At 63.4% G+C, this 11,964-nt stretch carries 3 protein-coding genes; all 3 read right to left on the bottom strand.

What is annotated here, in order from left to right:
* A complete protein-coding gene (locus tag LCU97_RS21945; protein ID WP_232777752.1) occupies positions 1–7,275 on the bottom strand; it encodes an amino acid adenylation domain-containing protein in 7,275 nt (2,424 codons plus the stop codon).
* Positions 7,276–7,367: 92 nt separating this feature from the next.
* A complete protein-coding gene (locus LCU97_RS21940) occupies positions 7,368–8,630 on the bottom strand; it encodes a glycosyltransferase (RefSeq protein ID WP_232777751.1) in 1,263 nt (420 codons plus the stop codon).
* Positions 8,631–8,966: 336 nt separating this feature from the next.
* Positions 8,967–11,964, bottom strand: a 2,998-nt coding sequence (locus tag LCU97_RS21935) for a condensation domain-containing protein (RefSeq protein ID WP_232777750.1), incomplete at its 5' end; no start/stop codon positions are given.

The following is an 11,964-nucleotide window of genomic DNA, read 5'->3' as shown; positions in this document are numbered from 1 at the left end:
TCAAACGAACGCCGTCCTGGCGCTGGCGTTCTCAGCCCGTGCGGCGTCCATGCGTAATCTGATGAATTCGGCCACTCGCCGGATGTGCGGTTCGCGCATCATCGTCAGGTGGTCACCCTCTACGGCGATGCGCTGCACCTGCGGCGCAATCGAACGCCAGCCTCGGTAGGGATCGGCGAAGGCGGTCCCCACCAATTCATGGGGGGCTTGCAGCACATCGGGTAGCTGGACATCCGCAGCGAACAACGTGATGGGCAGGTCCAACGGCGGGAAGCGGTAGTCCAGCAAGGATTGCCAGTTGGCGTGGAAGACCTGGAACAGTTGGTTCAGGGTGGCCCGGGTCAGGGTTTCGTCGAACAGGCCACGGTCGATCCCGTGTTGCCTGATGGCATCGAAGGCATCCGGGTCGTCCAGGGACGAGAAGTCGAGTGCCTGGTAGTCGTAATCCTTCTGACCGTCGCCGCTGAGCAGCTCCCACATGAACCAGTTCATGAATTCACTGCGTTCTATCTGCACCTCGCCCTGCTTGATGCGCACGATGGTGTCCAGCAGGAACACGTTGTGCAGGCGTCGCCCACGGCGGCGCAGCTCGCTTGCCAGCTCGTACGCAACGACGCCGCCATATGACCAGCCACCGATATTCAGGGGACCTCGTGGCGCGACCTGTTCGATGGCATCGGCATAATGGATCGCCTGGGCCTGCACGGATTGCAGCGGTCCGCGTTCATCCCAGGTCCCCGGTGCCTGCAAGGCATAGAGATGGACCTGGTCTTTGAGAACGCGGGCCAATGCGGCGTAACACAAGACATGGCCGCCGATGGGATGAACCAGGAACAGCGCAGGTGCCTGGCTGGCGTTCTTGAAATCCACCAGCGCACCGGTGTCCCGGCGCATGGCTTCGGTCCGTTGCAGCACCTGGGCAAACTCGGCGATGGTCGGCGCCTGGATGAAGTCGGAGAGCGACGGTTCGAAACCCTGGTGCCGGGTCAGCATGGCAACCAGTTGCACGGCCTTGAGGGAGTTGCCGCCCAGCTCGAAGAAGTTGTCGTGGACGCTGATGTTCTCCAGGTCCAGGGTTTCCTGCCAATAGGCCTGCAGCAGGTCCTCGGTGACATTCCTCGGGCCGGTAAAGGGGCGTATCGAGGTGTTCTCGACCTCGACTTCCTGCAAGCGTCGACGGTCGATCTTGCCGGTCGGGCCCAGTGGGATCCGGACGATGCCGGCCAGCGTGGTCGGTACCATGTAGTCGGGCAGCGCCAGGCGCATTTCGGCCTTGAGTTGGTCCAGGTCCGGCTGACGGCCCGGGATGGCCTGGATGAAGCCCACCAGGTAACGGCTGCCGTCCGCCGCTGGCTTGTCGATGACGGCCACCTGTTGAATCTCCGCGCCGAACCGGGTGGAGCCGAGGATGGCCAGTTCGATTTCACCCAGCTCGACGCGATAGCCGCGGATCTTGACCTGGGCGTCGCTGCGGCCCTGATAGACCAGATCGCCCGAAGGCAGATAGAACCCGATGTCGCCGGTTTCGTACAGGCGACGGGCCTTGCCTTCCAGCTGGCGATAGACGAAGCGTTCGTCAGTCAGGTCGGGACGGTTCCAGTAACCGTTCGCCAGGCAGGTGCCTTCGATATAAAGATCTCCCATGACGCCCACAGGGCAGGCCTCGCCCGCTGCGTCCAGCACGTGCATGCGCACCCCTTCGATGGGCGTGCCGATGGGCGGCATGCTCGGCCAGGCCGCCGCGGCATCTTCGAGTGTCAGGCTCGTGACCACGTGGGCTTCGGTGGGACCATAATGGTTTTCAACCCGGCAATCTTCGAGGCTATCGATCAGGTTGCGGATTTCACCGGTGATTTTCAGTTGTTCGCCGGCCACGTTGATCTGGCGCAACGAAACAGGTCGAATGCCGAGTTGCAGCGCCACTTCGGCCAACCCCTGAAAGGCAACGTAGGGCAGGAAAAGGCGACTGATGCCTTGTTCGCGGATCAACTTCAGCAGCCGGATGAAGTCATAGCGCAGCCCTTCGTCGATCAAGACCAATTCCCCGCCGCAGCACACCGTGGAGAAAATTTCCTGGAACGATACATCGAACGAAATGGGCGAATACTGCAGAGTCTTCAGCGGTGCGGCCGCCGGGGTGTGCTGGGGCTGCTGGCGAATCTGCCAAACGATCATGTTGGTCAGCGCACGGTGGGGCATCGCCACGCCCTTGGGGCGTCCTGTGGAGCCCGACGTGTAGAGCACGTAAGCGTTATCTTCACCGGCGATGGTGTCGGCCACGAGGGCAACCCGTTCATGGCAGCGCGCCAGGTCGTCGTCGAACTCCGCCGTCACGCTATCCCAATGGCGCTGCACCGTCTTGCCGGCGAGTGCCGCGAGATCTTGCGACGCATCGGCGAACAACACCAGGCCTGGCTGTGAGTCTTTCAGGATCAGCCTGATGCGGTCATGGGGATAGCTCAGATCGATCGGCACATAGGCCGCGCCGGCCTGGACGACACCGAGCAGGGCAACGATCAGCTCGGGGGAGCGGGGCATCATGATGGCTACCCGATCCCCCTGGCCGATACCGTGCCGGGATAGCCAATCGGCCAGCTGTGCGCAACGGTCACGCAGCTGGCGATAGGACAGGCGGGTCTGGTTGAAGCTCAGGGCCGTTTGCTCGCTATGGTGCGACAGGCTGTGCTCCAGCAGGATCGATAAATTGTGCCGAGGCAACGGCGCTGGCACAGGGTTGGTTGGCCCGAGGTCGGGGAGCCAGGCCGGTATGCGAGGCTGGGCGTCGGGCTCGGCGATCATCAGGTCAAGGGTGCGCAGCAGATAATCGGCGTAAGCCTCGGCCTGGCACGTGGCGACGCGTGCCGTGCAGTAATCCATCTTCAACATCAGCGAACCATTGCCAGGATGGCGACCCAGGGTGGTCAGCAGGTCGTAGTTGCTGGCTTCGGTGGTCTGCCATTCGACGAGGATCTCTGCGTCCCGGGCCACCATGTCCTTGAGCACATAGAAATCGACGTAGTTGAACACGACATTCAGGGCGACAGCGGTATCGCGATGGATCAGGGCGAATGGATAGCGTCGATGTGCAAAGACCTTTCGCTCCTCGGCGGCCGTTGCGCGGATTACCTCCAGCCAATTCGAGCCCCGGGCACTGAAGCGTACGGGCAGGGTGTTGAGGAACAGGCCCAGGACCGAGGCCGCGTCTTCGAACTCAGGCCGGCCATGACTGATGACGCCGCACAATACCTCTTTATGGTTGGACAGGATGGCTTGCGCGAAACCGTGGGCGGCCAGCAATACCGCACGCAGCGGCAGGTCGTGGTCGCGGCAGAACGCTTCGAGTCGTGCCAGTTCAGCCGCGGGAATTTCCCGGTAGGCCGAGCGGTGAGGCGTCGGATCCGGCGCAACCGCCGGCACCCAGCTGGTCATGGACGCGGCGGGTGCATCGCTGAGGTAGGCACCCCAGAAGCGGCGGTGGTCGTCATTCGCCATGGCCTGCCGTTCCAGGACGATGAAATCGGCGGGCGTGGTACTCAGCCGGGGCAATGGCTTTGTGTCCGGCGCCGAGGTGTAGAGGGTGACCAGGTCGCGCATGAGCGTCGCAACGCTCCAGCCGTCGAGAATCGCATGGTGGAAGCTCAACACCAGGTCGATTTCCTCCGCCGCCACGAACACGCAGAACTGATACAGCGGCGCTCGCTGCCAGTCCTCGCGGTGACGCTTGCGTTCCTCCACGTAGGCGTCGATGACCTGGGCACGGGCCTGCGCGCTCAGCGACAGGGTATCGATGACCTGCACAGGCGATTCGACCCTGGCGTGCACGCGGGCCATGGGAATCTCGGCATGTCCGATATCGAACGACATGCGCAATGCCGGGTGGCGGCGGATCAAGGCGTCGCAGGCACGTTCCCAGGCCACCGGATCCCAATGCAAGCGCAGGCGGTAGCGGAAGATGTCGTGATAGATCGCCGAGTCCGGGTGCATCATCGAGTGGTAAATCATCCCGACCTGCAACTGCGAGGCCGCGAACACATCATCGAATTCACCCTCGCTGGCCTGGCGGATCGCCTCTGGAACCTGGGCGAAAGGCACGACGTGCGTCGAGGGCAGCAGCGACGTCGGCGTGAGGTTCGGCGCCTGGAGGCTTTGCGCCAGCTCTGCGATGGTCGGGTGCTGGTAGACCTGTGCCAGCGTCAGCCCGATCCCTTGTTCACGGGCCTGGATCTGCAAGTGGATGACTTTCAGGGAGTCGCCGCCCAACATGAAGTAGTTGTCGTGAATGCCCGGCGCGGGTCGATTCAGGTTGTCTGCCCAGAGTTCGGCCAGCGTCTGTTCCAACGGATTGCGAGGCGCCGTCGCATCGGTGCTGCCAGAGGTGTGCTCCGGTTCGGGCAAGGCTTTTCGGTCCAGCTTGCCATTGGCGTTCAAGGGCAGTTGTTCGAGCTGGATCAAGTGGCGGGGCACCATGTAGTCCGGCACCTGCCTGCGCAAGGCCTCGCGCAGACTTTGTGGGCAAAGGGTGCTGCCGGTCTCGCTCACCAGATAAGCGCTGAGGAACGCGTCCCCGTCGCCTGCCTGGCGGGCGATCACTGCCACTTCCTTGACCCCTTCGCAGGCCGCCAGGTGCGCTTCGATCTCGCCGAGCTCGATACGCAGGCCACGGATCTTCACCTGGAAGTCGTTGCGTCCGAGGTATTCGAGGCAGCCATCGGGCAGCCAGCGCCCGAGGTCACCGGTTTTGTACAGGCGGGCTTCGGGGGTGGCCTGGAACGGGTCGCGGATGAACCGTTCGGCCGTCAGCTGCGGACGGTTCAAATAGCCTCGCGCCACGCCGATGCCGCCGATGTGAAGTTCGCCGGCGATACCCGGCGGCAGCGGCTGCAGGTGTTCATCAAGGACATAGAGCCGGGTATTGGCAATGGGATGACCGATGGGAACGATACCCGGGTGCACATCGGGGCGGCATTGCCAGGCCGTTACGTCGATGGCCGCCTCGGTAGGGCCATAGAGGTTATGCAACTGTACCTGCGGCAGGTGGTGGAAAAAGCGCTCCTGCAACGCAGGGGGCAACGCTTCGCCACTGCACAGCACCTGCTTGAGTGCGGGCAAGCGCTGTGGCACGACCTGATCGAGGAAGACCTGCAGCATCGACGGTACGAAATGCAGCAGGGTGATGCCGGTGGTCGCCATGATCTCCATCAGATAGCGAGGATCCTGATGTCCACCGGGGGCGGCCACGACCAGTTGCGCGCCGCTCAGCAGCGGCAGGAAGAACTCCCAGACGGAGACGTCGAAGCTGAACGGCGTTTTCTGCAGGATGCGACTGTGCTCATCGACCTGATAGGTATCGCGAGCCCAGAGCAATCGGTTCACCACCCCGTCATGCTGGTTCATGACACCCTTGGGCATACCGGTAGAACCGGAGGTGTAGATCACGTAGGCCAGGTGCCGCGGCGTCAATCCCAGTGCGCTGGCGTCAGGGTTGTGCGCCGGTTGACGAACCATGTGTTCGGAATCGGTGTCCAGACACAGCACTGGCGATATCACGGCGGGCAGGTTCGCCAGTTGCGCACGGGTGGTGATCAATGCGCTGGGGGTGCAATCCCTCAGCATGTGTTCCAGGCGATCGGCCGGGTAACCAGGGTCCAGGGGCACATAGGCACCGCCCGCCTTGAGGATCCCCAGCAGGCCCACCACCATCTCCAGGCTCCGTTCCAGGCAGATGGCGATCCGGGCGTCGGGGCGGACACCCATCTCTATCAAGGCATGGGCCAGCCGGTTGGCCTGTTGGTTCAGTTCCTCATAGGTCAGCGTCCGGTCTTCGAACCGGACGGCTATCGCTTCGGGATGTGTGGCCACCCGCGCTTCGATCAACTGATGTAGCAGCACGTCCCTGGGATAGTCGACGCGGGTACTGTTCCACCCGGTCAATACCTGTTCACGCTCCGCGGGTGGCATGAGATCGAGCGTCTTGACCGGCGCGTCGAAATCAGCGAGCACCCGGTCCAGGAGGCTCATGAAACGTTGTTGCAATGCCTCGATCTGCGCCGCATCGAAGTAGGCTTCGTTGTAGATGAAATGCATCCACACGTCGTCCTCTGGGGCGGCTTCACGAATGTGCATCGCCAAGGGCATCTGTTCATAGCCGTTGCTGAGCTTGACCGGTTGTGCAAGGGCCGAACCGTACCGGGTGTCCTGGTCCTGCTCGTAGGACACCACCAGGTCGAACAACTGCCGCCGGCCCAGGTTCTGCAGGCCCAACTCGCGGTTCAGCTCGCTCAACGGGTAGCGTTGATGGCGGTAATCCTGCTTGAGCATCAGGGCAATCCTGGCAACCAATTCACTGAAGCCCAAGTCGGTGCCCAGGCTCAGGCGCACCGGACTCATGCCGACGAACAGGCCGACCGTGGCTTTGTGCGTGGCGTTGGCGCGATTGAGGATCGGCAGGCCGATCACGATTTCATCGCGCAGGGTCACGCGGACAAAGTAGGTGTACAGCAGGCCCACCATGGCGTGAAAAACCGTCCCCTGGCCGCGTGCCCTGGCCTGCTCACCAAGGCGGTCGTACAGCGCTCGGGGCAAGCGCCAGGCATGGTTGCGGCTGGGGGCCACGCGCTGGGCGAATCGACCTTGATAGCGGGGTGCGAGCAGTGGCTCGGGTAGGGTGCGGTACTTGTCCAGCCAGTATTGGCGCTGGCGACGCACCGACGGCGAGTGCTTGTCGGTGTCGGATTGCTGCTCGACATACGCCTGGTAGGTGGGCGCCGGCACCCGCGTTTGTGCCGGGTCCGAAAGGGCGGTATAGGCCTGGCTGATGGCCCGGCCGATCATGGCGAAGGACCAGCCATCGATGATCAGGTGGTGACAGTTGACGAAAAAATAGTAGAGGTCTTCCCGCACCTTGAGCAGGGCCGCGCGAAACAGCAATCCACTGTCGAAGGAAAACGGCGCTTGCAGGTTGGTTTGCAGCAAGGCCAGTGCGCTGGCTTCAGGATCGGCCTGTCCGGATACATCGTGCAGAGCCAGCGGAACATTCACAGACGCCAGGAAGCGCTGTCGCGGCAGGGGATGGTCAGGCGAGCCGGGTACCAGCTGGATGCGCAACGCGTCATGACGGTCGACCACTTGCTGGACGGCCAGTCGCATCCGCGAGGCATCGACCGCTCCGTTGATGCGTGCATAGCCGCCAATGTTGTAGAGCGGGCTATCTCCGTGCAGGACCTGGTCCAGCCAGATGTCCAGTTGTGGGGCAGTAAGGGGGTAAAGCACGTCCATGTCCGTCGTCCTTTTCAAAGCCCGACGGCAAACGGATGGCCGCTTCCCGTCGGTGACTGATTCATCCATGCACCCGCCGCGTGGCTGCGGGCTTATGCTGCGCGGTGCCTGGCGGTGCGGGCGAGTGCTTCGATCTGCAACGCCGCCGCTTCACTGGCGCTCTCGCCGTCCGGGATCAGCGCACGATAGCGATCGCAATGGGCACGTATTTCCTGGCTGTTCAGGACGTTGTCCAGTGCCGTGGCCAACGATTCGGCGGAGGCGGGCGGGAACACCCGCACACCGCAGCCCAACCGTTCCATTCGTGCGGCGTTGTCGAATTGGTCATGGGCAAATGGCGTGGCGATCTGCGGCACACCAGCCGCCATCGCCAGGGCGGTGGTCCCGACGCCTCCGTGGTGCACCAGCGCCGAACTCCGGGGTAGGATGCGACTCATCGGCACATAGCGACGCACCAGGACCCGGCCTTCGGTAGACACCGTCGGGTCGATGGGTTGGCTGGTCAGGAACACACCACGCCGATTGATCAACTTCAAGGCCTGGACGGCAGCCGTGAAATACTGCTCGCTGTTGACCATGGTCGAGCCGGGAGTAAACACTACCGGCGAGGTTTCGTTCAGGAAGTCGTCCAGTTCGGTATCGATCGGTTGGAAGCCCGACTCATCGAACAGCGGGAAGCCGGTCAGCACGGTCTGGGCGGGCCAGTCATGCTGTACGGGGGCGAACCACTCCGGAAACAATCCCAGCACCCGATCCGGGGACGAAATCCATTGGCTGATAATGCGTTTGATGGGCGGCAATCCCAGTTCGCGGCGGAAGCTGTTGAGCTCTGGCGCCATGACCCGATCGAGGAAAGCGCGTTCTATGACCCCCAGCAGCAGCCGTTTCACCGGATAGGGCACGAACGCCGGCAGGTTCGTTCCCGGTGGATGGGTGGAGGGCGCGGCGGCGGACCAGAAACCGAACGGCGAGACCTGTGCGGTGACCAGTGGGATACCGGTTTTTTCCTGTAGCAGCCGGGCAGAGAATGCCCACAGGGACCCCAGCAGGACGGTCTGATCATCACACGCCTGTTCCAGCAGCCGGTATTGTTCGTGCAGGGTGCTGGCGATGGTTTTCCATAGCGTTGGAAGGGATGTCCGTGGATGCCATAGCGCGGGATCGGCCATGACTTCGTCATACTCTTCGCGGGTGCCCAGGGGCAGGAATTCGAAGCCACAACGCTCTATCAACGGGGCGAACGCGGCACTGGCGCAAAACGTTATCCGGTGCCCCCTGGCTGCGAGCGTGCGACCGATGCCAACGAAAGGATGAACATCGCCGGCTGAGCCGACAGCCGTAATGATCACATGCATAAGGTTCCCTCCAGAGTGATCGTGCGGTGAGTGATGAACCGGCTATCGCCCGTGGACTCCATCCACTAAAACGATTCAGCTTCCAGGGAGGTATTAAGCCGTGCCGGGTGGGAAAAGTCTGTGGCGGAAAACAGGGACACCTGGCCCGCCCTCTATCCGGGGCTTTATCGCGAGCAGGCCCGCTCCCACAGTTTTCCTGGAGTTCATGATGATTGTGTTCGCCACTGATCCTTGTGGGAGCGAGCCTGCTCGCGATGACGTCCGGACAGTCGCTTCTGCGCCGACTGCCTTTCCACGACCGCGAGCAAGCTTCGCTTCCACCCAGAGACAGTGGGTTCATGACGCCATGGCGGTTCTCAGCTCCTGGTTGATCGCCTCGCCCAGCCGGGCGACATGGGGGGCCTTGACCACGGTATTGTGCGTTCCGGGAAGGGCCGTCACGCTCACCCGATCCTGGAGCAGTGCGCGCCAGCCCAGAGTCGGGTCGCTGCGCTGCTGTTCGCTGGCCGTGAACAGCGACACCTTGAGTGGGCTCGGTGGGCTGACATAGGCGCCGATGGCTTGTCGTGTGGCATAGGCCACCGCCAGGTGCGTGCGCAGCAGGCCCGCGTCGATGTCATGAGGCAGTTCCTCCGGCAGCAGGCGATGGGCCGTGCACAGCGCCAGCATTGCCTCGATGGCGGAGTCCCGGGCCATCTCCGTCAGTTGCCGGGACAGGTCCGGATCGATCTGCTCGGGGAGCCAGGCCATCAGAAACTGCGCCTCGCTCACCGCCGGAGTCGATACCGGATCAGGGCGTGCCGAAGCATCGATGATGCCGAGGAATTCCAGGGTCTCACCACCGGCCTGGAGCTGACGGGCCATTTCATAGGCGATCAGGCCACCGGCCGACCAACCGGCGATCCGGTACGGTCCTTGCGGCTGTACCTGGCGGATGGCCGACAGGTAACGCGTCGCCATGGCCGCGACGTCCGACAGCGGCGCCTCGCCGGCCACCAGGCCGCTGGCGGCCAGACCGTAGACGGGCGTCTGGGGATCCAGCGCCGTTGCCAGGTCCCGGGCGTATTGCACTTCGCCGCCCAGGGGGTGAACGAGGAACAGCGGCCGCTGGGAACCGGTACGACGGATCGGTACCAGGTTGCCGTGGGCGCCCGGTCGGGTTTGACCGTCGAGGGTCCTGGCAAAACCGGCGATGGTAGGCTCGACGAACAGGTCGCGCACGGCAATGGGTTTACCCAGCACTTTGCGCAGCCGCGAGGCCATCTGGACGGCCATCAACGAAATCCCGCCAAGACTGAAGAAATCGTCGTGTCGGCTGATTCGCTCCCGTTTGAACAAGTCTTGCCAAAGTGTAGCGATGGCGAGTTCGGTATCGCCCTGCGGCGCTTCGTACGGCAAGGCCTCGACCGTGTCCGCGGTATCGACCGGTTGCGTCACGGCGTTGGCCGAGCGCACCAGCGGCGGGGTGTTTTCCAACAACTGTCCGACAGACTGTTGTGGGTCGGCCACCAGGTTTTCCAGGACCGTGGCGAACAGTCGGGCAATGTTTTGCACGGTCACCGTGTCAAAGAGGTCGTTGGCGTATTGCAGGCTGCCGCTGATGCGCTCGCCGTTGTCGACCAGCGATAGCGACAGATCGAACTGCGTGGTGTTGTGGGGGCTGTCCAGGGTCTGTACCTCCAGCCCCGGTAATTGCAGCGGTGAGGGTGGCGTATTGTCCAGGCTCAACATCACTTGGAACAACGGGCTATGGCTCATGCTGCGGGTCGGCTGCAAGGCGCTGACCACCTGCTCGAAGGGCAAGTCCTGATGGCTGTATGCCGCCAGGGTCAGATGCTTGATCCGCTCCAGCAGCGTTTCGATGCGGCTGTCGCGACCGGTGTCGACCCGCAACGCCAGGGTGTTGGCGAAGAAACCGATCAAGGCCTCCAGCTCCGGACGTTGACGGTTGGCCACTGGCGTACCGACCACTACATCGTGCTGTCCGCTCAGGTGGCTCATCAACACCGACCAGCCGGCCAACAGCACCATGAACAACGTGGTGCCCTGGGCCTGGCTGAATGCGCGCAGGTCGGCGCTCAGGGACGGGGTGAAGACACAATCGACGATACCGCCGGCATAGCTTTGTATCGCCGGGCGCGGGCGATCCAGCGGCAGGTTCAGCAGGGCCGGGGCGCCCTCCAGATGCTGGCGCCAGAAGTCGATCTGGGCTTGCAGCGCCGGGCCTTCCAGGGACTTGCGCTGCCAGGCGGCGTAGTCCACATATTGCAGCGCCAACGGTGGCAGCGGGTCTTTCTCGCCTTGGGCGAAGGCGCTGTAGAGCACGCTGACTTCACGGGCGAGTACGCTGTTGGACCAGCCATCGGAGACGATGTGGTGCAACGTCATGAACAACACATGCTCTTCGTCCGCCAACTGCACCAGATGACCGCGCATCAGCGGACCCCGGCTCAAATCGAACAGCTGCGTTGCGTTGGCCTGGCCGAGGCGTTCCAGCGTGGCGCTGCGTTCGTCGGCGAACATCTGGCGCAGGTCCTGGTGTTCCAGCGGGAAGCGGTAGTCGGCCGGGGCGATTTTCTGCACCGGTTCGCCGTCCACAAGCTCGAAGCGGGTACGCAGGGTTTCATGGCGCGCCACCAGGCGATCGAGGGTTGCCTGCAGGGCGGTCTTGTCCAGCGGCCCCTTCAGGCGCAAGGCCAATGGCAAGTGGTAGGCGGCGCCGGCCGCGTGGTCCAGGTGGTCGAGGAACCACAACCGTTGCTGGGAGAATGACAAGGGCAGTCGTCCCGAGCGATTGGCCAGGGGAATCGATGCCGCCTCGGTGGGCGACGCGGCTTGGACCAGCGCGGCGAGGCCGCGCACGGTCGGTGCGTCGAACAGCTCGCGCAGGGTGACCCGCGCGCCGAGCTTGCGTCGCAGCCGCGAGAGCAGCTGTACAGCCAGCAGCGAGTGCCCGCCCAGTTCGAGGAAACCGTCATGACGGCCGACTTGGTCCAGGTGCAACAAGCCTTTCCAGATTTCGGCAATGGCGACCTCGGTGTCGCCCTGCGGCGCCTCGTAGGCCTTGCTGGCGAGCGCATCCTGGCCCGGTTCCGGTAATGCGCGGCGGTCGAGCTTGCCATTGGCGGTCAGGGGCAGGCGGTCCAGGTGAACGAAGGCGCTGGGTACCATGTACTCGGGCAATCCGTTCAACAAGGCACTGCGCAGTTGCTCGGCCGGGACCGGCTCGCCGCAGACATAGGCCACCAGGCGTTTGTTCTCCGAATCGCCCTGGCTGTCTTCGCGGGCGATGACCACGGCTTCCCGGATCCCCGGACAGGCCAGCAGGGCGCTT

It is taken from the genome of Pseudomonas uvaldensis (assembly GCF_021271205.1).
GTDB classification, from domain to species: Bacteria; Pseudomonadota; Gammaproteobacteria; order Pseudomonadales; family Pseudomonadaceae; genus Aquipseudomonas; species Aquipseudomonas uvaldensis.
Note: the sequence above shows the minus strand (reverse complement) of the source record. Positions and strands in the feature narration are given on the sequence as shown.